24 protein-coding genes and 1 riboswitch are annotated in these 25,603 nt (G+C 70.9%); of the genes, 17 read left to right on the plus strand and 7 right to left on the minus strand.

Translation table 11 applies throughout. The annotated features are described in order from the left end of the window. Positions 1 to 183: 183 nt before the first annotated feature. From ACZ499_RS18350 to ACZ499_RS18395, 10 genes are all read left to right on the plus strand, one after another. Positions 184 to 792: a CDP-alcohol phosphatidyltransferase family protein gene (locus tag ACZ499_RS18350; RefSeq protein WP_385534737.1), complete on the plus strand. Its 609-nt coding sequence runs from the start codon at positions 184 to 186 to the stop codon at positions 790 to 792. A gap of 110 nt (positions 793 to 902) precedes the next feature. Beyond that, positions 903 to 3,398 (plus strand): sugar phosphate nucleotidyltransferase, encoded by a 2,496-nt coding sequence (locus tag ACZ499_RS18355; RefSeq protein ID WP_468676145.1) that lies wholly within the window; start codon positions 903 to 905, stop codon positions 3,396 to 3,398. Positions 3,399 to 3,494: 96 nt separating this feature from the next. Next, a complete protein-coding gene (locus tag ACZ499_RS18360) occupies positions 3,495 to 4,418 on the plus strand; it encodes a DUF881 domain-containing protein (RefSeq protein ID WP_385534741.1) in 924 nt (307 codons plus the stop codon). Then, the gene (locus ACZ499_RS18365; RefSeq protein WP_003970459.1) at positions 4,415 to 4,747 is read left to right on the plus strand and encodes a small basic family protein; all 333 of its coding nucleotides are present in this window, start codon (positions 4,415 to 4,417) and stop codon (positions 4,745 to 4,747) included. The genes ACZ499_RS18360 and ACZ499_RS18365 overlap by 4 nt, the downstream gene beginning before the upstream one ends. A 5-nt stretch (positions 4,748 to 4,752) precedes the next feature. Next, positions 4,753 to 5,643 carry a DUF881 domain-containing protein gene (locus ACZ499_RS18370; protein WP_468676147.1) on the plus strand — a complete coding sequence of 297 codons (891 nt, stop codon included), beginning with the start codon at positions 4,753 to 4,755 and terminating at the stop codon, positions 5,641 to 5,643. Between the two features lie 82 nt (positions 5,644 to 5,725). Continuing rightward, the gene (locus ACZ499_RS18375) at positions 5,726 to 6,667 is read left to right on the plus strand and encodes an FHA domain-containing protein (protein ID WP_468409679.1); all 942 of its coding nucleotides are present in this window, start codon (positions 5,726 to 5,728) and stop codon (positions 6,665 to 6,667) included. Between the two features lie 57 nt (positions 6,668 to 6,724). Beyond that, positions 6,725 to 7,468, plus strand: coding sequence for a transcriptional regulator FtsR (gene ftsR / locus ACZ499_RS18380; protein WP_468676149.1), 744 nt, complete (start codon positions 6,725 to 6,727; stop codon positions 7,466 to 7,468). Positions 7,469 to 7,521: 53 nt separating this feature from the next. Continuing rightward, positions 7,522 to 7,995 (plus strand): bifunctional nuclease family protein, encoded by a 474-nt coding sequence (locus ACZ499_RS18385; RefSeq protein ID WP_006123076.1) that lies wholly within the window; start codon positions 7,522 to 7,524, stop codon positions 7,993 to 7,995. A 184-nt stretch (positions 7,996 to 8,179) separates the two neighbouring features. After that, positions 8,180 to 8,812: a MerR family transcriptional regulator gene (locus tag ACZ499_RS18390; RefSeq protein ID WP_468676150.1), complete on the plus strand. Its 633-nt coding sequence runs from the start codon at positions 8,180 to 8,182 to the stop codon at positions 8,810 to 8,812. A gap of 56 nt (positions 8,813 to 8,868) precedes the next feature. Further along, positions 8,869 to 10,371: a DNA polymerase IV gene (locus ACZ499_RS18395; RefSeq protein ID WP_468676152.1), complete on the plus strand. Its 1,503-nt coding sequence runs from the start codon at positions 8,869 to 8,871 to the stop codon at positions 10,369 to 10,371. Here the strand turns inward: ACZ499_RS18395 and ACZ499_RS18400 are convergent. Continuing rightward, a complete protein-coding gene (locus ACZ499_RS18400) occupies positions 10,284 to 10,664 on the minus strand; it encodes a PRC-barrel domain-containing protein (RefSeq protein ID WP_385534751.1) in 381 nt (126 codons plus the stop codon). The genes ACZ499_RS18395 and ACZ499_RS18400 overlap by 88 nt on opposite strands. A gap of 112 nt (positions 10,665 to 10,776) precedes the next feature. Further along, positions 10,777 to 10,874: riboswitch (glycine riboswitch) on the plus strand. 194 nt (positions 10,875 to 11,068) lie between these two features. On the opposite strand from ACZ499_RS18400, the gene gcvP reads away from it, so the two are divergent. Further along, complete coding sequence (gcvP, locus tag ACZ499_RS18405) at positions 11,069 to 13,954, plus strand: aminomethyl-transferring glycine dehydrogenase (RefSeq protein WP_468676154.1); 2,886 nt, start codon at positions 11,069 to 11,071, stop codon at positions 13,952 to 13,954. A gap of 127 nt (positions 13,955 to 14,081) precedes the next feature. Here gcvP and ACZ499_RS18410 read toward each other — a convergent pair whose 3' ends face one another. Both ACZ499_RS18410 and ACZ499_RS18415 read right to left on the minus strand, forming a co-directional pair. Next, positions 14,082 to 14,288: a DUF5999 family protein gene (locus ACZ499_RS18410; protein ID WP_067155431.1), complete on the minus strand. Its 207-nt coding sequence runs from the start codon at positions 14,286 to 14,288 to the stop codon at positions 14,082 to 14,084. A gap of 335 nt (positions 14,289 to 14,623) precedes the next feature. Next, complete coding sequence (locus ACZ499_RS18415; protein ID WP_468676156.1) at positions 14,624 to 15,211, minus strand: hypothetical protein; 588 nt, start codon at positions 15,209 to 15,211, stop codon at positions 14,624 to 14,626. 490 nt (positions 15,212 to 15,701) lie between these two features. Here ACZ499_RS18415 and ACZ499_RS18420 point away from each other — a divergent pair, with 490 nt between their 5' ends. Next, complete coding sequence (locus ACZ499_RS18420; RefSeq protein WP_468676158.1) at positions 15,702 to 17,222, plus strand: glutamate-cysteine ligase family protein; 1,521 nt, start codon at positions 15,702 to 15,704, stop codon at positions 17,220 to 17,222. A 20-nt stretch (positions 17,223 to 17,242) separates the two neighbouring features. Here the strand turns inward: ACZ499_RS18420 and ACZ499_RS18425 are convergent, their stop codons facing one another. Continuing rightward, on the minus strand, positions 17,243 to 19,027 hold the full coding sequence (locus ACZ499_RS18425) for a substrate-binding domain-containing protein (RefSeq protein WP_468676160.1): 1,785 nt from the start codon (positions 19,025 to 19,027) through the stop codon (positions 17,243 to 17,245). A gap of 163 nt (positions 19,028 to 19,190) precedes the next feature. Here ACZ499_RS18425 and ACZ499_RS18430 point away from each other — a divergent pair, with 163 nt between their 5' ends. Further along, positions 19,191 to 19,994, plus strand: coding sequence for a CPBP family intramembrane glutamic endopeptidase (locus tag ACZ499_RS18430; RefSeq protein ID WP_468409637.1), 804 nt, complete (start codon positions 19,191 to 19,193; stop codon positions 19,992 to 19,994). A 98-nt stretch (positions 19,995 to 20,092) separates the two neighbouring features. Here ACZ499_RS18430 and ACZ499_RS18435 read toward each other — a convergent pair whose 3' ends face one another. Continuing rightward, positions 20,093 to 20,908, minus strand: a complete 816-nt coding sequence (locus ACZ499_RS18435; RefSeq protein ID WP_468676162.1) for a PhzF family phenazine biosynthesis protein — start codon at positions 20,906 to 20,908, stop codon at positions 20,093 to 20,095. A gap of 194 nt (positions 20,909 to 21,102) precedes the next feature. On the opposite strand from ACZ499_RS18435, the gene ACZ499_RS18440 reads away from it, so the two are divergent. After that, complete coding sequence (locus ACZ499_RS18440; protein WP_468676163.1) at positions 21,103 to 21,699, plus strand: PadR family transcriptional regulator; 597 nt, start codon at positions 21,103 to 21,105, stop codon at positions 21,697 to 21,699. 82 nt (positions 21,700 to 21,781) lie between these two features. On the opposite strand, the gene ACZ499_RS18445 is transcribed toward ACZ499_RS18440, so the two are convergent. Together ACZ499_RS18445 and ACZ499_RS18450 are read right to left on the minus strand one after the other, a co-directional pair. Then, positions 21,782 to 22,210: a type II toxin-antitoxin system Rv0910 family toxin gene (locus ACZ499_RS18445; RefSeq protein WP_468676165.1), complete on the minus strand. Its 429-nt coding sequence runs from the start codon at positions 22,208 to 22,210 to the stop codon at positions 21,782 to 21,784. 152 nt (positions 22,211 to 22,362) lie between these two features. Beyond that, entirely contained in the window at positions 22,363 to 22,560 is a 198-nt protein-coding gene (locus ACZ499_RS18450) for a hypothetical protein (protein WP_468676167.1), read from the minus strand. Positions 22,561 to 22,875: 315 nt separating this feature from the next. Here ACZ499_RS18450 and ACZ499_RS18455 point away from each other — a divergent pair, with 315 nt between their 5' ends. From ACZ499_RS18455 to ACZ499_RS18465, 3 genes are all read left to right on the plus strand, one after another. Continuing rightward, entirely contained in the window at positions 22,876 to 23,334 is a 459-nt protein-coding gene (locus ACZ499_RS18455) for a peptidase (protein WP_468676465.1), read from the plus strand. Positions 23,335 to 23,365: 31 nt separating this feature from the next. Further along, entirely contained in the window at positions 23,366 to 24,448 is a 1,083-nt protein-coding gene (locus ACZ499_RS18460; RefSeq protein WP_468676169.1) for an EamA family transporter, read from the plus strand. A gap of 161 nt (positions 24,449 to 24,609) precedes the next feature. After that, positions 24,610 to 25,569 (plus strand): DMT family transporter, encoded by a 960-nt coding sequence (locus ACZ499_RS18465; protein ID WP_468676171.1) that lies wholly within the window; start codon positions 24,610 to 24,612, stop codon positions 25,567 to 25,569. Positions 25,570 to 25,603 lie beyond the last annotated feature (34 nt).

The following is a 25,603-nucleotide window of genomic DNA, read 5'->3' on the forward strand; positions in this document are numbered from 1 at the left end:
ACCCTGTGGGAGAGTAGGACACCGCCGAACAATCTTTAGCCTCAACCCCCGTGCCCTTTTGGGCCGGGGGTTGAGGCATTTTTGCGTTCAGGGCCTTTCGGACCCGTACCCCTGTGCACTCGTGCCCGTCCGCTGCCGGTAAGGTCAGGGGGCATCGTTGGCACTTTCACAGGAGGCCCCCGGGTGGAGGTCCAGGAGACTCGCGTTCAGACGGACCGGGTGCTCACCATCCCCAACATCCTCAGCATGGCGCGCCTCGTCGGCGTACCCGTGTTCCTGTGGCTGATCCTCCGACCCGAGTTCGGCGGGCCCAAGAGTGATGGCTGGGCATTGCTCGTACTGCTGCTGAGCGGTGTCAGTGACTACCTGGACGGGAAGCTCGCCCGGCGCTGGAACCAGATCAGCAGTCTCGGCCGGCTCCTTGACCCGGCGGCCGACCGGCTGTACATCCTTTCCACGCTGGTCGGTCTCACCTGGCGGGAGATCCTGCCGGTTTGGCTGACCGCTGCCCTTTTGGCCCGGGAGCTGATGCTTCTGGTGATGGTGGGAATCCTCCGCAGGCACGGCTATCCGCCGCCGCAGGTGAACTTCCTGGGTAAGGCGGCCACGTTCAACCTCATGTACGCCTTCCCGTTGCTTCTGCTGAGCGACGGAAGCGGATGGCTCGCCGATCTGGCGGCGATTTTCGGATGGGCGTTCGCCGGATGGGGTACAAGTCTGTATTGGTGGGCAGGGATCCTGTATGTGGTTCAGGTCCGCCGGCTGGTCAAGGCGGACTCAGCGGCCGATTGAGCTCGTCGGCGGTCCTTCGGAGCAGAGGGGTCCGCGCATGATGCCAGGGGGCCCACCCGGACGGGTGCAGTCGGCTAGACCGTCATCTCGTCAAGGAGGACGCTTCCGACATGAAGGCCGTTGTGATGGCTGGTGGCGAAGGAACACGCCTTCGCCCCATGACCTCGAGCATGCCCAAGCCGCTCCTGCCGGTGGTAAACCGGCCGATCATGGAGCATGTGCTGCGGCTGCTCAAGCGGCATGGGCTCAATGAGACCGTCGTAACCGTGCAGTTCCTGGCCTCGCTGGTCAGGAACTATTTCGGCGACGGCGAGGAGCTCGGAATGGAGCTCACCTATGCCAATGAGGAGAAGCCCCTCGGTACCGCGGGCAGCGTCAAGAACGCCGAGGAGGCCCTGAAGGACGATGCCTTTCTCGTCATCTCGGGTGATGCCCTCACCGACTTCGATCTGACGGATCTCATCAACTTCCACAAGGAGAAGGGCGCACTGGTCACGGTGTGCCTGACCCGGGTGCCCAACCCGCTGGAATTTGGCATCACCATCGTCGACGAAGAGGGAAAGGTCGAGCGCTTCCTGGAGAAGCCGACCTGGGGCCAGGTCTTCTCGGACACGGTGAACACCGGAATCTATGTGATGGAGCCGGAGGTTTTTGACTACGTCGACGCCGATGTGTCCGTCGACTGGTCCGGTGATGTCTTCCCTCAGCTGATGAAGGAGGGCAAGCCCATCTACGGCTATGTCGCGGAGGGCTACTGGGAGGACGTCGGCACGCACGAGAGCTATGTGAAGGCGCAGGCCGACGTGCTCGAAGGCAAGGTCGACGTCGACATCGACGGCTTCGAGATCTCGCCCGGCGTCTGGGTCGCCGAGGGCGCGGAGGTCCATCCGGACGCGGTGCTGCGCGGCCCGCTGTACATCGGCGACTACGCCAAGGTCGAAGCCGATGTGGAGATCCGCGAGCACACGGTCATCGGGTCCAATGTCGTCGTCAAGACCGGGGCCTTCCTCCACAAGGCCGTCGTCCACGACAACGTCTACATCGGGCAGCACAGCAATCTGCGCGGCTGTGTGATCGGCAGGAACACCGACATCATGCGGTCGTGCCGGATCGAGGACGGCGCCGTCATCGGGGACGAGTGCCTGGTCGGTGAGGAATCGATCATTCAGGGGAATGTCCGGGTCTATCCGTTCAAGACCATTGAGGCGGGTGCGTTCGTCAACACCTCGGTGATCTGGGAGTCGCGCGGCCAGGCCCATCTCTTCGGGGCGCGCGGTGTCTCCGGCATCCTCAACGTGGAGATCACTCCGGAGCTGGCGGTGCGGCTGGCCGGTGCGTACGCCACGACCCTGAAGAAGGGTGCCACCGTCACGACGGCCCGTGACCACTCGCGTGGCGCCCGCGCCCTGAAGCGGGCGGTGATCTCGGCCCTCCAGGCCAGTGCCATCGACGTCCGGGACCTGGAGAACGTACCGCTGCCGGTGGCCAGACAGCAGACCGCGCGGGGCAGTGCCGGCGGGATCATGATCCGGACCTCGCTCGGTGTGCCGGACTCCGTGGACATCATGTTCTTCGACGAGCGGGGCGCGGACCTCTCGCAGGCCGGGCAGCGCAAGCTGGACCGGGTGTACGCACGTCAGGAGTACCGGCGGGCGTTCCCCGGCGAGATCGGGGACCTGCAGTTCCCGAACAGCGTCTTCGACTCGTACACCGGGTCCCTGCTGCGCAAGGTCGATACGACGGGTGTCGCGGAGGCCGGACTCAAGGTTGTGGTCGACGCGTCCAACGGCAGTGCGGGGCTGGTCCTGCCCAGTCTGCTCGGGCGGCTCCAGGTGGACTCGCTCGTCATCAACCCGGGGCTCGACGAGTCGCGGCCGACCGAGACGGCGGACGGGCGGCGGGCCGGTCTGGTGCGGCTCGGGGAGATCGTGGCCTCGGCCCGGGCCGCGTTCGGTGTGCGGTTCGACCCGGTCGGGGAGAAGCTCTCGCTGGTCGACGAGCGCGGGCGGATCGTCGAGGACGACCGGGCGCTCCTGGTGATGCTCGATCTCGTGGCTGCCGAGCGGCGCAGCGGGCGGGTGGCGCTGCCGGTGACCACGACCCGTATCGCCGAGCAGGTCGCCGCGTACCACGGTACGCAGGTGGAGTGGACGACCACGTCGCCCGACGACCTCACGCGGGTGGGCCGTGAGGAGTCGACCATCTTCGGCGGCGACGGACGCGGCGGGTTCATCATTCCCGAGTTCAGCAGCGTCTTCGACGGTGCCGCCGCCTTCGTACGGCTGATCGGCCTCGTGGCGCGGACGCAGCTGACGCTCAGCCAGATCGATTCGCGGATACCGCGTGCGCATGTACTGCGCCGGGACCTGGCGACGCCGTGGGCAGTCAAGGGCATGGTCATGCGGCGGGTGGTCGAGGCGGCCGGGGACCGGTCGGTGGACACGACCGACGGCGTACGGGTCGTCGAGGCCGACGGCCGCTGGGTGATGGTGCTGCCCGACCCGGCCGAGGCGGTCACCCATCTGTGGGCCGAGGGGCCCGACGACGCCTCCGCGCAGGCGCTGCTCGACGAGTGGTCCGCGATCGTGGACAGCGCAGGTCGCTGAGGTCTTCGGGGGCACCGGGCGGGGTCGTGGGACGCCGCCCGGCGCCCCGGTGGGGCCATTCGGCGGCAGGGGCGCCGACGTGCGACGATGTGCGGCATGTCGCAGCAGCCCCCCGTTCGGAGCACGCCTTCTCCGCCGTCCCGCCCCGACGCGTCCATGTCGCTGCTGACCAATGTGATGGACCACGCGCTCGACGACGGGTACGCGGAGGCGACGGCCCGCCGCAAGGCCGAGGGCCAGGAGGGCATGCCCCGCACCCTGCGCGCGAAACTCGGGCTGGCTGCCGGTCTGGTGCTCGCCGCCGTGGTGGTGACGATCGGCGCCGCGCAGGCGCGGATAACGGCACCGGTGGTCGCCAAGGAGCGCCAGGAGCTGATCGGGCGTGTGGAGGCGGAGACCAAGGCGGCGGACGACCTCCAGAAAGAGGTCGACTCGCTGCGCGACGAGGTCGGTGACCGCCAGCGCAAGGCGCTGGAGAAGCACGGCGGTGACCAGGGCGAACTGGTCGCGCTGCTGTCAGGAGCGACTGAGGTGTACGGCCCCGGTGTGAAGCTGGTCGTCGACGACGCCAAGAGCACCGAGTCGGGCGGGGGCGGCGGTCCGCGCGAGAACAGCAGCTTCTCGGACACCGGCCGGGTCCGCGACCGGGACATGCAGCGCATCGTCAACGGGCTCTGGCAGTCCGGCGCCGAGGCCGTGGCCATCAATGGGCAGCGGCTGACCGCTCTTTCGGCGATCAGGGCGGCCGGCGACGCCATACTGGTCGACAACAGGCCGCTGGTGCCGCCGTACACGGTGCTCGCGGTGGGGGACGGGAAGAAGCTCAGCACCGCCTTCCAGGACAGCGCCGACGGTCAGTACCTCCATGTGCTCCAGGAGAACTACGGCATCCGTACCAGCATTTCGGACCAGGGCGAGGTGCGCCTGCCGGCCGCGCCGAGCCTGATCGTACGTACAGCACAGCCGCAGGCCACGGGCGCCGGCAGGGGCGCGGCCGCCACAGGGAAAGGCACATCGTGATCGCCGTACTTGGCCTCGTCGTGGGAGTCGTGGTCGGACTTTTGGTCCGGCCCGAGGTGCCTGCGGTGGTCGAGCCGTATCTGCCCATCGCCGTCGTCGCCGCGCTGGACGCCGTCTTCGGCGGTCTGCGGGCCATGCTCGACGGCATCTTCGTCGACAAGGTCTTCGTGGTGTCCTTCCTGTCGAACGTCGTCGTGGCGGCGCTGATCGTGTTCCTCGGTGACAAGTTGGGCGTGGGCGCGCAGCTGTCGACCGGTGTGGTCGTCGTTCTCGGCATCCGGATCTTCTCCAACGCCGCGGCCATCCGCCGGCACGTCTTCCGGGCGTGAGGCCGATGAGCAGCGAAGACACCCCAGAGCAGGGCCCGGAGCGCACCCCGGGACCCGTCGCCGGAGGCACTCCTTCCGTGCCGGAGCCCCCTCGGGCCGACACGCCGAAGGCGCCCGCGACGCCCCCGGCGCCCGAGATGCCCGCCCCCGCGCCCCAGGAGCCGTCGGGGCCGCAGCAGACGGGCCGCCAGCGGCTGGCCGCCGGGCTGTGGCCGCCGCGGGTGACCCGGGCCCAACTGATCGTCGCCCTGCTGCTGTTCGTGCTCGGCCTGGGACTGGCCATCCAGGTCCGCTCCACCAGCGACAACAGCGCGCTGAGGGGGGCCCGCCAGGAGGACCTGGTACGCATCCTGGACGAGCTGGACTCCCGTACCAAGCGTCTTGAGGACGAGAAGCAGCGGCTGGAAGGGCAGCGCACCGAGCTGGAGACCAGCTCGAACCAGGCGGCGGAGGCGCGTAAGCAGACCCTGGAGAAGGAGCGTCAGCTGGGGATCCTGGCCGGTACGGTCGCGGCGCAGGGCCCCGGCATCACGCTGACCATCACCGACTCCAAGAAGGCGGTCGAGGCGGACAAACTGCTCGACACCATCCAGGAGCTGCGTGCCGCGGGCGCGGAGGCGATCCAGGTCAACGACGTCCGGGTGGTCGCCAACACGTACTTCTCGGACGCCGACGGGGGCATCGAGGTCGACGGCCGGAAAGTCACCGCTCCGTATGTCTTCAAGGTGATCGGAAAGCCACAGGATCTCGAACCCGCGCTCAACATCCCCGGCGGTGTGGTGCAGACTCTGGAGAAGGAGCAGGCCACGGCCACAGTGGTCCGTTCCGAGAAGATCGTCGTGGATGCCTTGCGACCTGCGAAGCGGCCTGACTACGCTCGGTCGTCCTCGCGGTGACGCGGGGCCGCATGCGAGCGACCGCACAAGGGCATGAGCTTGCGGGGGGTCGGCGCACCCAACTCGTGGTGCGTGGTGGAAACTGTTTGGCGGATACGGACGTTGTGAGGATGTCCGGGTCGGCCGGTGTGTTGATTCTGGGTTCGTCCTGCCCCACGGGCGGGTCTGTTTCGGTCAAGGGGAATCGCCCGTGAAGTTGTTTGCGAAGTTGTTCGGCAAGAGCGCACGTGAGGACGGTGCCAGCGGCTCCGCCCGGCACCGTGCCCGAGGCCGTGGACAGACGGAGGAGCAGGGCGGCGAGCGCCCGCTGTTCCGCGATGAGGTGGGCCGCCCCGGTGGTGACATTCCGGGCGGTCCGGGCGTGTCTTCTGTTGACCCTGCCGGTCCCGGCCGCATAGGTTTCGGGGAACCATCAAGTACGGGTGGAGGGTTTGCGCGCGATCCGTATGCGACCAGCGCCCACGCGGTCCAGCCCGGGCAGGAGGATCCGTCCATGCCGGTGTGTACGAGGTGCGGGCACAGCAATGCGGCGGCGAGCCGTTTCTGCTCGAACTGTGGCGCGCCGCTGCGCCCGGGCGCGGTTCCCGAGCGTGCTGCGGAGACCACGTCGACGATCTCGATCTCCGGCCTGGAGGCGTACGACTCCGAGGTGACGGGCCAGACGGCGCTGCCGTCGCTGTCGCCGGAGGCGCAGGCCGCCGTCGACGCGCTGCCGCTGGGCTCCGCCCTCCTGGTGGTGCGCCGCGGGCCGAACTCGGGCAGCCGCTTCCTGCTGGACGGCGAGCTGACCACGGCGGGCCGGCATCCGCAGAGCGACATCTTCCTCGACGACGTGACCGTGTCGCGCCGTCATGTGGAGTTCCGTCGGGGCGCGGACGGCCGTTTCACCGTCTCGGACGTCGGCAGTCTCAACGGTACGTATGTGAACCGGGAGCGGATCGACTCGATCGACCTGTCCAACGGCGACGAGGTGCAGATCGGGAAGTACCGGCTGGTGTTCTACGCGAGCCAGCGCGGCGTCTGACCCTCTGCAGATTCCGTTCGGGGGCCCCTCAGGGGAAGAACCATCCAGGGAAGGCCCATGCTGCACACACCGAGGGGCGGTGCCGGAAACGGCACCGCCACCGCTGGCGACCGGCTGATGAGCATCGGCACCGTGCTGAACCAGCTGCGCGAGGAGTTCCCCGAAGTCACCATCTCCAAGATCCGCTTCCTGGAGTCCGAAGGCCTGGTGGAGCCCCGGCGCACGCCGTCGGGGTACCGCAAGTTCAGCCCCGAGGACGTGGAGCGGCTCGCCCAGGTGCTGCGGATGCAGCGGGACCACTATCTGCCGCTGAAGGTCATCCGTGAGCACCTCGACGCACTGAGCCGGGGAGAGCAGCCCGTGATGCCCGCTCCGGGCGGCGCGGGCGATCTCCCGGACGGCGGGGCCGAAGGGGACCCGGAGCGCCGCACGGCCTCCCGTGTGGGGCGTACGGAGCTTTTGGTGGCCGCCGAGGTCACCGAGGCGGAGTTGACCGAGTGGGAGTCCTACGGGCTGCTCAAGGCCGGTCCCGAGGGCGGCTACGACGCCGAGTCGGTGAACGTGGCGCGTCTCGTGGCGGACCTGGGCCGATTCGGTCTGGAACCGCGGCATCTTCGCGCCATGAAGGCGGCGGCCGACCGCGAGGCCGGTCTGGTCGAACAGGTGGTCGCACCCCTGCGGCTGCACCGCAACCCGCAGACCAGGGCGCATGCGGAGGCGACCGTCAGGGAGCTGGCGGCGCTGTCCGTGCGGCTCCACGCCGCCCTGGTCCAGACCGCTCTCGGGGTCCGGCTGCACTGAGCCAGGGGGTCCCCGACTACCCAAACCTGCCGGGCACGTCCTAGGGTTGCTGTGTGAACGAGCTCGACGTCGTGGGTGTCCGGGTGGAAATGCCCTCCAACCAACCGATCGTGCTCCTGCGTGAAGTGGGAGGCGATCGGTACCTCCCCATCTGGATCGGTCCAGGGGAGGCGACCGCGATCGCCTTCGCCCAGCAGGGGATGGCTCCGGCGCGGCCGCTGACGCACGACCTTTTCAAGGACGTGCTGGAGGCCGTGGGCCAGGAGCTGACCGAGGTCCGCATCACGGACCTGCGGGAAGGTGTCTTCTACGCGGAGCTGGTCTTCGCCAGTGGTGTCGAGGTGAGCGCGCGTCCGTCCGACGCCATAGCGCTCGCCCTGCGCACCGGAACGCCGATCTACGGCAGTGACGGGGTGCTCGACGACGCGGGGATCGCGATCCCGGACGAGCAGGAGGACGAGGTGGAGAAGTTCCGCGAGTTCCTCGACCAGATCTCGCCCGAGGACTTCGGCACCAACAGTCAGTGAGCCGCTGCGCCGGGGCCCTGAACACCGGGCGGCTCCGGCGCATTCGAGTAGCCTTTCCCCGAAGAGGGGTACGCGAAACCACTCTCAGGGTGATTATCACTCGGCGTGCCGAGTGTGGCGATCGTTGACGCACCCCGAGTGACTGCCTACCGTCGTGAGGGCAGTTCTAGGACGGAGGGTCGGCGTGAGAAGCAGCGGCGACAGTACGGCAGGGGAGGCCCCCGGACGTCCGGGGGAGAGCGGGCCGTACCCGCCCCCAGGCTCTCGGCCGAGCTCTAGCAGTGGGTACCCCCCTCACGACAGTGCGGCGGAGGACACCGGCACCGACACCGTCGGATACCGGGGGCCGACGGCGTGCGCGGCGGCGGGGATCACCTACCGGCAGCTCGACTACTGGGCGCGTACCGGCCTGGTCGAGCCCAGTGTGCGTCCGGCGTACGGATCGGGCACCCAACGGCTCTACAGCTTCAAGGACGTCGTCGTCCTCAAGATCGTCAAGCGGTTCCTGGACACCGGGGTCGCCCTCCAGAACATCCGCACCGCCGTCCAGCACCTGCGCGAGCGCGGTTTCCGCGATCTGGAGCGGATGACGCTGATGAGCGACGGGGCCACCGTCTACGAGTGCTCCTCGCCCGACGAGGTCGTGGACCTGCTCCAGGGCGGCCAGGGTGTCTTCGGCATCGCGGTCGGCGTGGTGTGGCGCGACGTCGAGGCGGCCCTGTCCCAGCTGCACGGAGAGCGGGTCGACACCGGCGAGACGCTGGTCGGGCAGAACCCCGCCGACGAGCTCGCCCGGCGCCGCAACCGCGCGGTCTGAGGGGCCGCGGGGCTGCCGGGGGCCGATTGTCAGTGGCGTGAGGCAGCATCGGTGATGTGAGAGCCGCGCCGACCATTCTGCATCTGGACATGGATGCCTTCTTCGCCGCCGCAGAGCAGGCGTCGAAGCCCAGCCTGCGCGGAAAACCCGTGATCGTGGGCGGCCTCGGACCGCGCGGTGTGGTGGCCACCGCGTCGTACGAGGCACGGCGCTTCGGTGCGCGTTCCGCGATGCCGATGGCCCAGGCGAGACGGCTCTGTCCCAATGGCGCGTATCTGGTGCCGCGCTTCGGCTTCTACCGCTCGATCAGCGAACAGGTGATGGAGTTGCTGGGGCGGCTGTCGCCTCTGGTGGAGCCCCTGAGCCTCGACGAGGCCTTCGTGGACCTGGAGGCCGGGGGAGTCGCGTGGGACGCGCAGTCGGCCCGTGAGGCCGGTCAGCGGCTGCGGGAGGACATCCGGGCGGTGACGGGTCTGACGGGGTCGGTGGGGCTCGCCGGGTCCAAGATGCTGGCGAAGATCGCCTCGGAGGAGGCCAAGCCCGACGGGCTGGTGCTCATAGAGCCCGGCACCGAGCGGGCGCTGCTCGCCCCGATGACGGTCAGGACGCTGCCGGGTGTGGGGCCCGCGACCGGGGAGCATCTGCGCAGGGCCGGGATGACCACGGTCGCGGATCTGGCCGAGGCGGGCGAGGACGAGCTCGTACGGCTGCTCGGCAAGGCGCACGGGGCGTCGCTGCACCGGATGGCGCTCGGGCTCGACGACCGGCCGGTGGTGGCCGAGCGGGACACCAAATCGGTGTCGGTCGAGGACACCTTCGACGTGGATCTGCACGACCGGGTGCGGGTGATGAACGAGGTGGGGCGGCTCGCCGACCGGTGTGTGCAGCGCCTGCGGGCGTCCGGGCACTCGGGCCGCACGATCGTCCTGAAGGTCCGCAGGTACGACTTCTCGACGCTGACCCGGTCGGAGACGCTCAGGGGGCCCACGGACGACCCCGCGGTGGTGCGCGAGGCGGCCGGCCGTCTGCTCGACTCCGTGGACACGACGGGTGGCGTGCGCCTCCTCGGGGTCGGGGTCAGCGGCCTCGCGGACTTCACGCAGGAGGACCTCTTCGCCCAGGCGGCCGGTGAGCGGGAGGCAGGGGAGGAGGCCGCCGAGGAGGAGTCGGCTCCGGCCACCGCCCCCGAGCAGGCGGAGGCGGCGGATCCGGCCGAGCGGCGCTGGGTGGCCGGGCACGATGTGTGCCACCGCGAGTTCGGCCCCGGCTGGGTGCAGGGCAGCGGGGTGGGGCGGGTGACCGTCCGGTTCGAGACGCCCACGGCGACCGCACCCGGACGGGTGCGGACGTTCCGGGTGGACGACCCCGACCTGGAGCCGTCCGAGCCGCTGCCGCTGGTGGCCGGGCCCGGGGAGACGGAGACAGAGACGGAGGCCGGGGCCGGGGCCGGGGAGGCGGGTGACGTGGAGGGTCAGGTGTCGTCCTCCTCGCCCGCGAGCCGTCCGAAGTCCCGGTCGGGGCCGGGGAGCGGATCGGGGGCGGCGATGTCCAGACCGTAGTGGTGGTAGAGCTGCAGCTCCTGTTCGGGGGAGAGGTGGCGGCCGACGCCGAAGTCGGGAGCGTCCTTGATCAGCGCCCGGTCGTAGGGGATGTGCAGCGCCTCGTCGACGAGGGTGCTGGGCTCCAGCGGGACGAAGGCGTCCCGGCTGAACAGGCCGGTGCGTACGGCGGCCCACTCGGGCACTCCGGTGGCGTCATCGAGGTAGACCTCGTCCACCGTGCCGATCTTGTTGCCGTTGCGGTCGAACGCCTTGCGGCCGATCAGGCTGCGCGGATCGATATCGGTCTGCACGGTCCCTCCAACTGGTCGCAACTGCTCGTAAGCACTACGAAAGTGCACATCGCGGGCATCGGCCACTCGAAGGATCAGGGCCTGAACGCGCTGGTACCCTGGCGATGGCTGCTGACCCCGCGCGGGAGAGTCCTCCGGAAAGAAGTCCGGAGGCGCCGAAGGAGCAAATCCTCCCCGGAATCTCTCAGGCCCACGTACCGCGCGGACGAGGTCACTCTGGAAAGCAGGACGGGGACGCGCGGGCATACGCCCGTGCGCGCGCCCCTTCCTCACCGACGGTGAAAGCCGGGACGCCCCCACGCGCCCCGGTGAAACTCTCAGGTTGAGATGACAGAGGGGGAGGCCGTCCGGGTACCCGCGCCGTGGTGCCCCTCGCAGGTCGTGCAGACCAGGAGGCCTCCGTAATGACCGCCAACCGCATGCCGCTCACCGAGCTAGAGCGTGGCATTCCCTTCGAGCAGCGTCACATCGGGCCGGACGCCGAGGCCCAGGCGAAGATGCTCGCGCAGGTCGGCTACGGCTCGCTCGACGAGCTGACCGCCGCGGCCGTGCCGGACGTGATCAAGAGTGCCGAGGCGCTGGGTCTGCCCGGCGCCCGCACCGAGGCCGAGGTCCTGGCCGAGCTGCGCACCCTCGCCGACCGCAACAAGGTCCTCGCCCCGATGATCGGCCTGGGCTACTACGGCACGTTCACCCCGCCGGTGATCCTGCGCAACGTCATGGAGAACCCGGCCTGGTACACCGCGTACACGCCGTACCAGCCGGAGATCTCGCAGGGCCGTCTGGAGGCGCTGCTCAACTTCCAGACCGTCGTCGCCGACCTCACGGGGCTGCCCACCTCCGGCGCCTCGCTGCTCGACGAGGGCACCGCGGCCGCCGAGGCGCTCGCGCTCTCGCGCCGGGTCGGCAAGGTCAAGGGCGGGGTCTTCCTCGTCGACGCGGACACGCTGCCGCAGACCGTCGCCGTCATAGAGACGCGCGCCGAGCCGACCGGTGTCGAGGTCGTCGTCGCCGACCTGAGCCACGGCATCCCGGCCGAGGTGGCCGAGCGCGGTGTCTTCGGTGTGCTGCTCCAGTACCCGGGCGCCTCCGGCCAGGTCCGCGACCTCAAGCCGGTCATCGACGAGGCCCACGAGCTGGGCGCGATCGTCACCGTCGCCGCCGACCTGCTCGCCCTGACCCTGCTGGCCTCGCCCGGCGAGCTCGGCGCGGACATCGCGGTGGGCACCACCCAGCGCTTCGGCGTCCCGATGGGCTTCGGCGGCCCGCACGCCGGCTACATGGCGGTCCAGGAGAAGTTCGCCCGCAGCCTGCCCGGCCGCCTGGTCGGCGTCTCCGTCGACGCGGACGGCAACCGGGCGTACCGCCTGGCGCTGCAGACCCGCGAGCAGCACATCCGCCGCGAGAAGGCCACCAGCAACATCTGTACGGCGCAGGTCCTGCTCGCCGTCATGGCGGGCATGTACGCGGTCTACCACGGCCCGGACGGCCTGCGGCAGATCGCCCGCCGCACCCACCGGTACGCGGTGATCCTCGCCGAGGGGCTGCGCGCCGCCGGTGTGGAGGTCGTGCACGGCTCGTACTTCGACACGCTGACCGTCCGGGTCCCCGGCAAGGCCGCCGACGCCGTCGCCGCCGCCCGTGACGGCGGGGTCAACCTGTACCTGGTCGACGCCGACACCGTCTCGATCGCCTGCGACGAGACCACCGACCGCGACCGCGTCGCCGCCGTCTGGGCCGCCTTCGGCGCCGAGGGTGACATCGAGGCGCTGGATGCCGCGGCCGCGGACACGCTGCCGGGCGCGCTGCTGCGCACCGACGACGTCCTGACCCACCCGGTCTTCCACCAGCACCGCTCCGAGACCGCGATGCTGCGCTACCTGCGCAAGCTCGCCGACCGCGACTACGCGCTGGACCGCGGCATGATCCCGCTCGGCTCCTGCACCATGAAGCTGAACGCGACCACCGAGATGGAGCCGGTCACCTGGCCCGAGTTCGGCCAGATGCACCCCTTCGCGCCGGCCGAGCAGGCCGGGGGCTACCTCACGCTCATCCACGAGCTGGAGGAGCGCCTCGCCGAGGTCACCGGGTACGACGCGGTGTCGATCCAGCCCAACGCCGGTTCGCAGGGCGAGCTCGCGGGGCTGCTCGCGGTCCGCGCCTACCACCGGGCCAACGGCGACGAGCAGCGCACGGTCTGCCTCATCCCGTCCTCCGCGCACGGCACCAATGCCGCCAGCGCCGTGATGGCCGGCATGAGGGTCGTCGTGGTGAAGACCGCCGACGACGGCGAGGTCGACATCGCCGACCTGCGCGCCAAGATCGAGCAGTACCGCGACGAGCTCTCGGTACTGATGATCACCTACCCGTCCACGCACGGTGTGTTCGAGGAGCACGTCGCGGACATCTGCGGCGAGGTGCACGACGCGGGCGGCCAGGTCTACGTCGACGGCGCCAACCTCAACGCCCTGGTGGGCCTCGCCAAGCCGGGCAAGTTCGGCGGCGACGTCTCGCACCTGAACCTGCACAAGACGTTCTGCATCCCGCACGGCGGCGGCGGCCCCGGCGTCGGCCCGGTCGGTGTGCGCGCGCACCTCGCGCCGTACCTGCCGAACCACCCGCTCCAGCCGACGGCCGGTCCCGAGACGGGCGTCGGCCCGATCTCGGCCGCCCCGTGGGGCTCGGCGGGCATCCTGCCGATCTCGTGGGCGTACGTGCGTCTGATGGGTGGCGAGGGCCTCAAGCGCGCGACGCAGGTCGCGGTGCTCGCGGCCAACTACATCGCCAAGCGCCTGGAGCCGCACTACCCGGTGCTCTACACCGGCCCCAACGGCCTGGTGGCGCACGAGTGCATCGTGGACCTTCGGCCGCTGTCGAAGTCGACCGGCGTCAGCGTCGACGACATCGCCAAGCGTCTGATCGACTACGGCTTCCACGCGCCGACGATGTCGTTCCCGGTGGCCGGCACGCTGATGATCGAGCCGACCGAGAGCGAGGACCTGAACGAGATCGACCGGTTCTGCGAGACGATGATCGCGATCCGCGCCGAGATCGAGAAGGTCGCCTCGGGCGAGTGGCCCGCCGACGACAACCCGCTCGCCAACGCCCCGCACACCGCGGCGGCGCTCGGCGGCGAGTGGAACCACGCGTACAGCCGCGAGGAGGCCGTCTTCCCGGCCGGGGTCTCGGCCGCCGACAAGTACTGGCCGCCGGTGCGCCGCATCGACGGTGCCTTCGGCGACCGCAATCTGGTCTGCTCCTGCCCGCCGCTGGACGAGTACGACAACTGATGTAGAGCCGTCTACGGCTGACATACGTCGGGGCCGGTGCGGGGGTGTTTCTCCCCGGGCCGGCCCCTTCTTTTCGTGTCGTGCTGTTCGGTTGTGCGGTGTGCGTGTCCGTGCCGGCGGTGCCGTGCTAGGCGGCCTTCGCCACCTGTCCAGCTGTCAGCGCCCGGTGCGGGGCGATGATCCGCCCGTCCGGCAGCAGCTCCCCGGTGTCCTCGAAGATCAGGACGCCGTTGCACAGCAGGCTCCAGCCCTGTTCCGGGTGGTGCGCCACGAGCTGCGCGGCCTCCCGGTCGGCGGAGTCGGCTGTCGGGCAGGCTGGCTGGTGCTGGCACATGGATGCGTTCTTTCGCTGCGTCGTAGTAGTGAGTGTCCTGCGGCTCGATGCGGTGTTCATGGCCGCCCCCCGTTGCTAAGTCGGTCGGTCCGCTCCCAGTGTTGCCCTACGGGCGTCAATCCGCAGGGATTTCGCGGCACCACTTCCTACTGCATATTGACGCATCACTCGTGCGGCCGGTTCAACTCAACTGCCCAGCCTCTTCGGGTGGTTCGTGCTGACCGTTACGGGCTAGCCCGTACGGAGGACGCGTACGGGCGCACGGCGCAGCGCCCCGGGCCGAAGAGGGCTCCGGAGCGCTGTGGGCGCGTACCTGCCGACAGGTGGGCGGCGCGTCAGACCGGCTGGCTCAGCAGAGGCGCGGGGGTGAGCCGCAGGGTGATCACCGGCAGCAGCTCGGAGACCTGGTGCGGGCGGTGGGCGCAGATGCCGGGCGGGGCGGGCGCCAGCGGCACCAGCAGGTCGGCCGGGTCCAGATCGCCGGAGGCGGGGTCGGACGTGATGTCGCGCCGCAGCCACAGGGTGAGCATGTACAGCTCCGGCACCGAGAGCAGCCGGGGCTCGAAGTCCATGGTCAGCGCCTCCGCCTGGCGCAGGGCGTGCTGGGTCGAGGCGATGTAGGGACCCTCGAAGAAGTGCGAGAAGGCCCAGCCGTCCGGGGTGAGCATGGTGTCCGCGGCCGCGACCGCGCGCTCTCCGTCGCTGATCAGGAAGCGCCAGCCGGCCAGGCGGCTGCGCGGGGCGCGGGCGCTCGGGGTGATCCGGTCCAGCACATGGACGGGGAGCGGGAGTTCGGGAGTCAGCGGACCTTGGGCGGATCGCAGGGCGGGGGTGCGCGCCGCGCGGACGGCGGTGGGGGAACCGAGTGCCGCGAGGACGCTGCGCAGGGCGGGCGCGGGAGCCGGGGGAACATGCAGCGGCATGGTGGGTCGCCTCTCACTTCGGAGACACGTTGGTGCGTGGGCGGTGCGGACGGCGCTGTCTGCGGTGATACGGGGTCAGAGGGGGGCCGGGGGACATTGGCCGGGGCGCCAACTCTCTGCCTCGCTCGCGAAGTTTATACGACACGTGTTCAGGGCGTGTTTCATCTAGCTGTCGCCTGTATTGCGGGCAAGTCGCATTCCGGTCCTTGTGATGCGGCATTCATCCCGATTCGAGGAACGGGGCACCGGACTGGCCTGGAAAGTTCCTGCGACGGCGGTAGGCCGAAACCCGTCGGTGTTTATCACGATTCCCGAAGCGGTGGTATGCGCAGGTTGCTGTATGCCGAATGCATGTGCCCGGGGACGGTTCGTACCAGCTTACCGGCAGGCCCCCTTCCATGGGGCGTTATGGATCAGCCAGCCTGGGCATTATCGACCGTGACGCACGCGGCCGGCCGGGCCGGCTGCCCATTCGAGGAGGGACGCCCCGATGGGTGAGAAGGTCGTGGCGGGCGAGTTCGACCTGTCCGATCGGCACGCGTACCGGCAGAAGCTCCAGCAGTGCCTGGAGGGGCTGGGGCGGCTCCTGACCGAACGGAGGTTCGATCGTCCGAGGAATCTGATGGGCGTGGAGATCGAGCTGAATCTCGTGGGGCCCGACGGTATGCCGCGCATGATGAACGCGGAGGTTCTCGAGAGGATTGCGAGCAAGGATTTCCAGACCGAACTCGGGATGTTCAATCTCGAAGTGAATATTGCTCCGCACCCGCTCGGCGGCCGGGTTTTCGATCAGCTCGCCGAGGAGCTGCGGACCGGCCTCGGGTACGCCGAGCGCAAAGCGGGCGAGGTCGGTGCCGGGATCCTGATGATCGGAATTCTCCCGACGATCAGCCAGCAGGACCTCGTATCCGCGAACCTTTCGAATTCCGATCGCTATGTGCTGCTCAACGATCAGATCGTGGCGGCCCGCGGCGAGGATTTCACCCTCGACATCGAGGGCGTCGAACGCCTCGTCTGCACCTCCGGCTCCATCACCCCGGAAGCCGCCTGCACCTCCGTACAGCTGCACCTCCAGGTCACCCCGGCGCGGTTCGCGGCGGTGTGGAACGCGGCGCAGGCCATCGCCGCCGTGCAGATCGCGGTGGGGGCCAACGCGCCCTTCCTGTTCGGCCGGGAGCTGTGGCGCGAGTCGCGGCCGCCGCTGTTCGAGCAGGCCACCGACACCCGGCCGCCGGAACTGCGCGCCCAGGGCGTACGCCCGCGCACCTGGTTCGGCGAGCGCTGGGTGACCTCCGCGTACGAGCTGTTCGAGGAGAACCTGCGCTACTTCCCGCCGCTGCTGCCCATCTGCGACGAGGAGGAGCCGCTGCGGGTGCTGTCCGCCGGCGGGGTGCCCACGCTCCAGGAACTCGTCCTGCACAACGGGACGATCTACCGCTGGAACCGCCCGGTGTACGGGATCGCGCACGGCGTGCCGCATCTGCGGGTGGAGAACCGGGTGCTCCCGGCCGGGCCCACCGTCACCGACGTCATCGCCAACGCGGCCTTCTACTACGGGCTGGTGCGCTCCCTCGCCGAGGACAGCAGGCCCGTGTGGACCCGGATGCCGTTCGCGGTGGCGGCCGCCAACTTCGAGACGGCGTGCCGCCAGGGCATCGACGCCGAACTGCTGTGGCCGGTGCCGCGCAGGGCGGGCGGCGTCGCGCGCGTACCGGCCGTCAAGCTGGTCCGGGACGAGCTGCTGCCGCTGGCCCACGCCGGGCTCGACGCGTGGGGGGTGGAGCCGGCCGACCGGGACCACTACCTCGGCGTCATCGAGGAGCGCTGCCGGCGCCGCGTCAACGGGGCGTCCTGGCAGGTCGACACGTACCACCGCGCCCTCGACGCGGGTCTGACCCGCGAGGCGGCGCTGGCGGCCACCACCCGGCGCTACCGCGACCTGATGCACGGCGGCGAGCCGGTCCACACCTGGCCGGTGGGTTTCCCGGCGCCGGGGGTGAGGGGCGGGTGAGGGGGGCGCGGGCGGGCTCCTCAGCCCGCCCGGCCACCCTGACCCACCGTCATGATGGCCTTCAGGATCACCGCCTGGATCTCGGCCGGGTCGGTGACCTGGTACCCCGCGCCGCCGGTGGCCCGGGCGATCTCCTTGACCGCCTCCCCGTCCGCGTCCGGGCCGACCGCGATGGCGATCATCGGCACGGGCTTCGCCGGGTCGGAGAGTTTCTGGAGCCGGGTGACGAGCTCGCCGCGCGAGATGCTGCCGGGGTCCTCGTTGGCGCCGTCCGTGAGGATCACCAGCGCGTTGAACTTCCCCGGCCGGTAGCCCGCGGTGGCTTGCATGTACGCGGCGAGCGTCGTGTCGTACAGACCGGTCGCCCCGTCCGGCACCGGCTGGAGCGCGCCGAAGGCGGCGGCCAGCCGGTCGCGCTGGGTGCGCCCGCCCTTGACCGGGTCGCCGAGGCGGGCGGTCGGCACCAGCTCGCGGTAGTCGCGCGAGCCGTCGAGGCGGGTGGCGAAGTCCCACAGGCCGATCTCGTCCTCGGGCGTGAACTGCGCCAGCGCCTGGAGCAGTGAGGCCTTGGTGACGTCCATCCGCGACCGCCCGCCCGCGCCGGGCACGGGCGCGGCCATCGACCCCGAGGCGTCCACGACGGTGGTGAGCCGGGCGCTCTGCACGGTGATCGTCCACATCCCGAGGGCTTCCTGGAGCTCCTTGGCGGACGGGGCCTCCGCGGTGGATGCGGCGTAGGGCTGCGGCGCGGCCCCGCCCGCCTTCTTCACGGCCGCCCCGTCCACGGCCTCGCCCGGTGTGCGGAAGCCGCTCTTCGTGAGGGTCCGCCGGGACTCCGGCTCGCCGAGCAGCGTCAGGAACCGCATCGCGGCCCGGCTGCGGTCGGTGCTCAGCCGGCTCTCGCGGACGATCGTGTACGGGTAGTCGAGCAGCGGCGCCCCGTCCTTCGGGTAGAAGAGGTCGAGCCCCTGCCCCGCGCCCCGGCCGGTGTTGTACGCGTACGCCGCCTGCTCGGAGAGGACGACGGCCTGGTTGCGGCGCGGGTTGCCGCTCTCGGTGCCCGAGCCGTCCCGGGCGAGCGTGTCGACGGCCTGGGCGTCGGTGTCGGAGGTGCGCTGCGAGAGCAGCTTGGCCACGGCCGCCGCCTTGGTGTCGCCGTCCGCGCCCTGGCGGGCCGTGGAGCGCCCGATGCTGCTCAGCGCGAGGAGGCCGACGGCCGAGCGGGCCGGGTCGGCCGCGCCCAGGCGCAGGGTGTCCGAGCGGGTGGCGGCCGCGGCGAGTTCGGCCCAGGTGTACGTGCGGGACGGCCAGCCCAGGGACTTGGCGGCGGGCGCCACCAGGGCGAGCGCGACCGGGGATGCGGCGACGTGGCCCGCCGTGGCGACCGGGACGCTCTCGCCGCCCTCCTTGGCGCGGTCCACCCACAGCGCCGAGTCCGGTATCCACACCGCGAAGTCGGGGTCGCGGCCCGCGCCGAGCGTGTCGGCCACCTTGTACGACTCGCGGGCGGTGACCCGGACGTCGATGCAGGAGCCGTCGGAGGTGACCTTGTCGGCGCGCGCCCGCTCGGCGACGGACCGGACGGCCGGGGCGACGTCGGGGGAGGCGACGAGATCCAGCCGCACCGCGGAGTCCCGGCACGAGTCGCCGAAGGAGAGCAGTCCGCTGCTGGCGGCGACCGCCGCGCCGCCCGCCACGACGAGCACGAGCAGGGTGGCGACGACGACCGTACGGCGGCGGCCGGTGGCCGGACGGCCCCGGGTTCCCTCGTTCGCGTACTCGTCGGGCAAGCTGTGACGTCCCATGGCGGTGGTGCCCTCCTTGAATCCTGAACAAGGAAAAGAGGGACCGCACCATCGAAGTGGCGCTCGCCCCCCCGGCCTGTCGCGCGCGATCTTCGTACTTTCATTCGAGACCCTAGCGGGGCAGTGGGGGGCATGGGACGGGTTCGGTCAACTGGAGGCAGGTGTGCAGGTGGAGGCGGGACGTGTGGCTGATTCTCTTCCCGAACAGGGGGTGTCGCCGCGGATCTTGCGGTCCGAGACGGTGCTCGTGCTGGCCCTGTCGCTCGGTGCGAGCGGTGTTTCTGCGCTGATCAGCTTTGTAGGATCGCTGACCAAGCCGGGCGGCCTCAAGGATCAGGCGGCGAAACTCAACACCTCGTACGCCCCCGGGCGGCCCTGGCTGGATCTCGCCTGGCAGCTCTTCGGCATCGCGAGTGCGCTGGTACCCGTGGCGCTCGTCGCGCACCTGCTGCTGCGGGAGGGGGCGGGCGGTCTGCGGGTGCTCGGCTTCGACCGCAGGCGGCCCGGGCCGGACCTCGGCAGAGGGGCGCTGATCGCGGCCGGGATCGGCAGCGCGGGGCTCGGGTTCTATCTGGTGGCGCGGGCGGTCGGGGGCAATCTGACGGTCGTCCCCGAGTCGCTGCCGGAGGTCTGGTGGAAGTACCCGGTGCTCGTCCTGTCGGCGGTGCAGAACGCCGTGCTGGAGGAGGTGATCGTCGTCGGGTATCTGCTGCGCCGGCTCGGCCAGTTGGGGTGGGCCCCGCTCGCGGCACTGGCGGCGAGCTCGGTCCTGCGCGGCTCGTACCACCTCTACCAGGGCATCGGCGGCTTCCTCGGCAACATGGCGATGGGCGTCGTGTTCGTCCTGCTCTACCGCCGCTGGCAGCGAGTCGGGCCGCTGGTCGTGGCCCATTCCCTGCTCGACATCGGGGCGTTCGTCGGGTACGCGCTGCTCGCGGGGAAGGTGAGCTGGCTCCCGACGGTGTGACTTCCGCTGCTGTGCACGCGCGCGTAGATGAAGGTGTAAGGGGCGTACGGCTATTGCGTACGCCCCTTACGCGTCCCCGCAGTTCGTGACGGCTATGTCTACGGCGCAGTCAGCAACTCGCCCTCGATGACGGTGACCGCCGAACCGGTCAGCTGGGTGCGCTCGCCCCGCAGCGACGTGCGGACAAGGCCGGTCCGGGCGGAGGCCTGGAGGCCGGTCAGCTCGGTGCGGCCCAGGCGCGCCGACCAGAACGGCGCGAGCGCGGTGTGGGCGCTGCCCGTCACCGGGTCCTCGTCGATGCCGACGCCCGGGAAGAAGCCCCGCGAGACGAAGTCGTAGCCCAGGGAGGGGCCCTCGGCCGCGGCCGTGGCGATGACGCCGCGCCTGGAGTGCGCGGCCAGCGCCTTGAAGTCGGGCGTCAGGGTCCGCACGGTCCGCTCGTCCGCCAGCTCGACGACCAGGTCTCCGATGAACTCGGAGGTGTCGTGGACGGACAGGGGCCGCGCCCCGAGCGCCTCGGTGATGCCGTCCGGGATCTCCACCGGGGTCAGCGGCGAGGTGGGGAAGTCGAGCGTGATCGACCCGCCCTCGTGCGCGGTCGCCGAGAGGATGCCGCACTGGGCCGCGAACCTGACCGTGCCGGTCGCGGCGCCCGTCGTGTGCAGCACATGGGCGGTGGCCAGAGTGGCATGCCCGCACATGCTCACCTCGGTCGCCGGGGTGAACCACCGCAGCGCCCAGTCGGCCTCGCCGCCGGGCGGCAGCGGGTGCGCGAAGGCGGTCTCGGAGAGGTTGATCTCCCGGGCGACGTCCTGCAACCAGGCATCCTCCGGGAACGCGTCGAGGAGCAGGACTCCGGCCGGGTTTCCGGCGAACGGGCGGTCGGTGAAGGCGTCGACGATTCGCATCTGCATGGGCATGACGGTACGGGCCACAGCAGGCCGCGGGCCAAGGCCAATCCGGGTTCATTGGCCTCTTCGGTGGACCGGCCGGCCGGCCCTCAGCCCCGTCCATCCGGCATTCGTGAGAGGGGTGAGGGTTGCTAACCGAACAGTCCCGATATATCGTTGAGGCATCGCGACGGATCAACGATGGAAGGAGCGTAGCGATGCGTTCACATGGACATGGGCACGGACAGCACGGACCCGGCCATCGCGGTCGGGGTGACTTCGAGGGGCGGCGTGCCGCCTTCGGGCCCTTCGGTCCCGGCTTCGGCGGCGGACCGTTCGGGCCCGGTCGCGGCGGCCGGGGCGGTCCGCGGGGCAGGGCGCGGCGCGGGGATGTCCGCGCGTCGATCCTGGCTCTGCTGAAGGACAGGCCGATGCACGGCTACGAGATGATCCAGGAGATCGTCGAGCGCAGCGGCGGGGCGTGGAAGCCCAGCCCCGGCTCGGTCTACCCGACCCTCCAGATGATGGAGGACGAGGGCCTGATCACCAGTGAGAGCGAGGGCGGCAAGAAGCTGTTCACGCTCACCGACGCCGGCCGCACCGAAGCCGAATCCGGGGCCGAGGCCCCGTGGGAAGAGGCCGGGCGCGGGGTCGACTGGGAGAGCATGAACGAGATCCGCCAGGCCGGGTTCGGTCTGATGGAGGCGTTCGGCCAGGTCTGGAAGACCGGCACCGCCGAACAGCGCCAGAAGGCGCTCGGGGTCATCAACGACTCCCGTAAGAAGCTGTATCTGATCCTGGCCGACGAGGGCTGACCCCGTCGGCCACCGAGAGCCCCGCGACCACCGGTCGCGGGGCTCTCCCGTGCGCGCGGGTGGTGGGGGAAGCCCCGGCCGGTCAGGCCACCAGCCCGCCGAGCTTGCGCAGCGACTCGTTCAGCGCGGCCGTCGCCGAGTCCTTGAGCTTGCCCGCCATCAGGGAGACGGCGGCGCCGGTGAACTCGCCCTCGATGCGGACCACCGTCGCCTCCCCGTCGGGCGTGAGCGTGTAGCGGTTGCCGACGCTCACCCCCATCGGGCCGTTGCCCTTGATGCCGAGGAGCCGGCCCGCCTCGAACTCGTCCACGGTCCAGGTGACTTCGGCGGGGAAGCCCATGAGCTTCATGTTCTCGGCGTAGGTGGCGCCGAGCTCCAGCTTCTCGGGGCCGCCGTGCGGAAAGCCGGTGTGGGTGGCGTTCCACTGGCCGTAGGCGGTGAAGTCCGTCAGCTGGGCCCAGACCTTCTCCGCCGGAGCCTCCAGGCGCGCCTCCGCGCTGACCTCGGCCATGCGACCACCCCTTCACCTAAGGAACGCGACTTGGGAACGCGACTCGGGAACGCGCGTCGGAACGCGCGTCGGAACGCGCGTCGGGAACGCGCGTCGGGAACGTGTCGCGGAACGTAGCCCGGGTGTCGTGAACATTCAATACTGATGAACCGTCAGATCCTGGCGTCGCTCACCGGCAGCGCCCATATCTGCGCCGAGTCGAAGAGGTCGGACGCGCGCGGGCGCGAGGACTCGTCGTGGCAGTGGAAGGCGGCCCAGAACAGATCGCCGCGCAGGGCGTCCCCCGGGGCGCACACGCGGTACACGTACTGCAGCCCGTCCTCGGCGAGCAGAGCGACCATCCAGCACATCGGGCCCCCTCCCGCGGTTGCCGGGGCGGCTGTGTCGTACGGGAGGGGACGTGTCCGGCGGCGGTGTGGTTGGGCGGGGGCGTACGGCCGTGCGGTGAGCGCCCCTGAGGCGTAAACCGCAAATCTCATCCACAAGGAGGAGAACTCGGTCATCCGTGCCCACCCAACGTCGGATGCGGAATGCTTCCCGGCGGGGATGTCTCCGGGCCGCGTGCCTGATGGGGTAGGAGAGTGCACCTCCCGATTCCGCAGGTCCCGGCCGTCCCGGCTCCGGCCCCCGCCGCCCCCGACTTCGAAGCCCGGCTCACCGACGAGATGGCTTCGGTGGTCGCGGGCGCCCGCAGGAGGGCGCTGCGCGACGGCGACCGGCAGATCGACACCGCCCATCTGCTGCACTCGCTGATGGAGACGGACCCGGAGGTGCGGGCCGCCTTCGACGGCGCGCCGCAGGTGGCGCGGGTCCTCGGCTATCTCGTCCAGCGGTCCATCGGGTACGGGCTGCGATGGCAGGGGTCGGTGGAGGACTCGGGGGCGCTGCCGCTGCTCGCCCAGCCCGGCTGGTCGCCCGCCGCCGTCACCGCGATGGAGGGCGCCCTGGCCCGGTCCGGTGCCCGCGGCGACATACGGGTGGGTGGCACCGACCTCCTGGCAGCGCTCGTGGCCGATCCGGAGTGCCGGGCCGTGGAGGTCCTCGACCACGCCGGCGTCGACGCCGGGGGGCTCGCGGCACGGCTCGTCGAGGCCCCGCCATCTCGACAGGTGTCACAGGGGTGACGGTCCTGACTTCTCCTGTCATGATGTGCCGATGCAGGCGTCTCAGGGGAGAAACGTCGGTCTGGGACTGGCCCTGGCCTCGGCGTTCTCATTCGGTGGATCGGGTGTCGCGGCCAAGCCGCTGATCGAGGCGGGCCTTGACCCGCTGCACGTGGTGTGGCTGCGGGTGACGGGCGCCGCGCTCGTCATGCTGCCCGTGGCCTGGCGCCACCGGAGCCTGCTGGTGCGCCGGCCCGCGCTGCTCGCCGGGTTCGGCCTGCTCGCCGTCGCCGGTGTCCAGGCCTGCTACTTCGCGGCGATATCCCGCATCCCCGTCGGCGTCGCCCTGCTCGTCGAATATCTGGCGCCCGCGCTCGTCCTCGGCTGGGTCCGGTTCGTCCAGCGCAGGCCCGTGACCCGGGCGGCGGCCATCGGCGTGGTGCTCGCCGTCGGCGGCCTCGCCTCCGTCGTCGAGATCTGGTCCGGGCTGGGCTTCGACCTCGTCGGTCTGGTGCTCGCCCTCGGCGCCGCTTGCTGCCAGGTCGGCTACTTCGTCCTGTCCGACCAGGGCGGCGGCGCCGACGACGCACCCGACCCGATCGGCGTCATCGCGTACGGTCTGCTCATCGGCTCCGTCCTGCTCACGCTCGTCGCCCGCCCCTGGGGGATGGACTGGTCGGTGCTCGGCGGCAGTGCCGACATGAACGGCACGGATGTGCCCGCGGCCCTGCTGCTCGGCTGGATCGTGCTGATCGCGACCGTGATCGCGTACGTCACCGGGGTGATCTCGGTGCGCAAGCTGTCGCCGCAGGTGGCCGGGGTGGTCGCCTGTCTGGAGGCGGTCATCGCGACCGTCCTGGCCTGGGTGCTGCTCGGCGAGCACCTCTCCGCGCCGCAGATCGTGGGCGGCGCGGTGGTCCTGGTCGGCGCCTTCATCGCGCAGTCCTCGGCGCCGAAGGAGCCCTCCGGGCCCGTGGCGGGCGGGGACGGGCATCCGCTGCCGGTCCAGGAGATGCCGGTCCAGGAGCTGCCCGTTCAGGAGACGCCCGTTCAGGAGACGCCCGTTCAGGAGACGCCCGCGCAGGAGACCCCCGCGCCCGAGGGCGGGTTGTCGGCCGGCCGGGCCGCCCCGTAGGGTGACGATCATGCATTCGACCGTTCTGCCGCCTCCCGCCGCGTAACGCGGGCGGCCGCACCCCGGACGAAGACCCGGCTCGGGCAGTCCCCGAGCGGCTCGTCGCTGCCCGCGTACTCCAGGCACGCGACCTTTCCCGTCTTCCTCTTCGGAGTACGTACGTGTCGAACGCTTCCTCTTCCTCCGGCCTGCCCGTCGGGCGCGGCCTGCTCTATCTCGTCTTCGCCGGTGTCGCCTGGGGCACCGCCGGCGGCGCGGCCGCGCTGGTCTTCGACGCCAGCGACCTCGGCCCGCTCGCCCTCTCCTTCTGGCGCTGCGTCGGCGGGCTCGTCCTGCTGCTCGGCGCCCGCGCGCTGCGCCGGCGCCCGGTGCGCAGGCCCGCGGAACCGCTGGGCACGCGCCTGCTGCGGATCCTCGGCAACGGCGTGGGCCTCGCGGTCTTCCAGAGCGCCTACTTCGCCGCCGTCGCCTCGACCGGCCTGGCCGTGGCGACCGTGGTCACCCTCGGCGCAGGCCCCGTGCTCATCGCCGTCGGCGCCCGGCTCACCATGGGCGAGCGGATCGGCGGGGCCGGGCTGACCGCCGTGACCGGGGCGCTCGCCGGGCTCGCGGTCCTGGTCCTCGGCAACGGCGGCGGCGCCGTCCGCCCCGCCGGGGTGCTGCTCGCGCTGCTTTCGGCGGCCGGGTACGCGGGGATCACGCTGCTCACCCGCCGGCTCGGCCGGGACGGCGCGGCCGCCGACCCCTCCACCACCACGGCCTGGGCGTTCGCCGTGGCCGCGGTCCTGCTGCTGCCGCTGGCGGGCGCGGAGGGAATGGTGCCGCACACCGTCGAGCCGGTGCGGGTAGGCGTGCTGCTGCTGTACGTGGCTGCGGTGCCCACGGCGCTGGCGTACGCCCTCTACTTCGCGGGCGCGGCCGTCGTCCGGTCCACCACCGTCTCCGTGATCATGCTCCTGGAGCCGGTGAGCGCGGCGCTGCTCGCGGTGGCGGTACTGGGTGAGCGGCTGAGCGCGGCCACGGTCGCGGGGACGTTGTTGCTGCTGGTCGCGGTGGTCGGGCTTGCCGGGGCCGAGGCGCGGCTCGCCGCGCGGGCCCGGGGCGCAGTGGTCACCCCCTGATCGTCGGCCTTCGGCCTGACGCGTCCTCAAACGC

The sequence above is a fragment of the Streptomyces sp. NPDC031265 genome (assembly GCF_055570295.1).

Excerpts from the sequence above, each read along its gene's own strand:
- ACZ499_RS18355 (WP_468676145.1), top strand. The coding sequence starts at position 903 with ATGAAGGCCGTTGTGATGGCTGGTGGCGAAGGAACACGCCTTCGCCCC.
- ACZ499_RS18360 (WP_385534741.1), top strand. The coding sequence starts at position 3,495 with ATGTCGCAGCAGCCCCCCGTTCGGAGCACGCCTTCTCCGCCGTCCCGC.
- ACZ499_RS18370 (WP_468676147.1), top strand. The coding sequence starts at position 4,753 with ATGAGCAGCGAAGACACCCCAGAGCAGGGCCCGGAGCGCACCCCGGGA.
- ftsR (WP_468676149.1), top strand. The coding sequence starts at position 6,725 with ATGCTGCACACACCGAGGGGCGGTGCCGGAAACGGCACCGCCACCGCT.
- gcvP (WP_468676154.1), top strand. The coding sequence starts at position 11,069 with ATGACCGCCAACCGCATGCCGCTCACCGAGCTAGAGCGTGGCATTCCC.
- ACZ499_RS18410 (WP_067155431.1), bottom strand. The coding sequence starts at position 14,288 with ATGTGCCAGCACCAGCCAGCCTGCCCGACAGCCGACTCCGCCGACCGG.
- ACZ499_RS18415 (WP_468676156.1), bottom strand. The coding sequence starts at position 15,211 with ATGCCGCTGCATGTTCCCCCGGCTCCCGCGCCCGCCCTGCGCAGCGTC.
- ACZ499_RS18420 (WP_468676158.1), top strand. The coding sequence starts at position 15,702 with ATGGGTGAGAAGGTCGTGGCGGGCGAGTTCGACCTGTCCGATCGGCAC.
- ACZ499_RS18425 (WP_468676160.1), bottom strand. The coding sequence starts at position 19,027 with ATGGGACGTCACAGCTTGCCCGACGAGTACGCGAACGAGGGAACCCGG.
- ACZ499_RS18435 (WP_468676162.1), bottom strand. The coding sequence starts at position 20,908 with ATGCAGATGCGAATCGTCGACGCCTTCACCGACCGCCCGTTCGCCGGA.
- ACZ499_RS18440 (WP_468676163.1), top strand. The coding sequence starts at position 21,103 with ATGCGTTCACATGGACATGGGCACGGACAGCACGGACCCGGCCATCGC.
- ACZ499_RS18445 (WP_468676165.1), bottom strand. The coding sequence starts at position 22,210 with ATGGCCGAGGTCAGCGCGGAGGCGCGCCTGGAGGCTCCGGCGGAGAAG.
- ACZ499_RS18450 (WP_468676167.1), bottom strand. The coding sequence starts at position 22,560 with ATGTGCTGGATGGTCGCTCTGCTCGCCGAGGACGGGCTGCAGTACGTG.
- ACZ499_RS18455 (WP_468676465.1), top strand. The coding sequence starts at position 22,876 with ATGGCTTCGGTGGTCGCGGGCGCCCGCAGGAGGGCGCTGCGCGACGGC.
- ACZ499_RS18460 (WP_468676169.1), top strand. The coding sequence starts at position 23,366 with ATGCAGGCGTCTCAGGGGAGAAACGTCGGTCTGGGACTGGCCCTGGCC.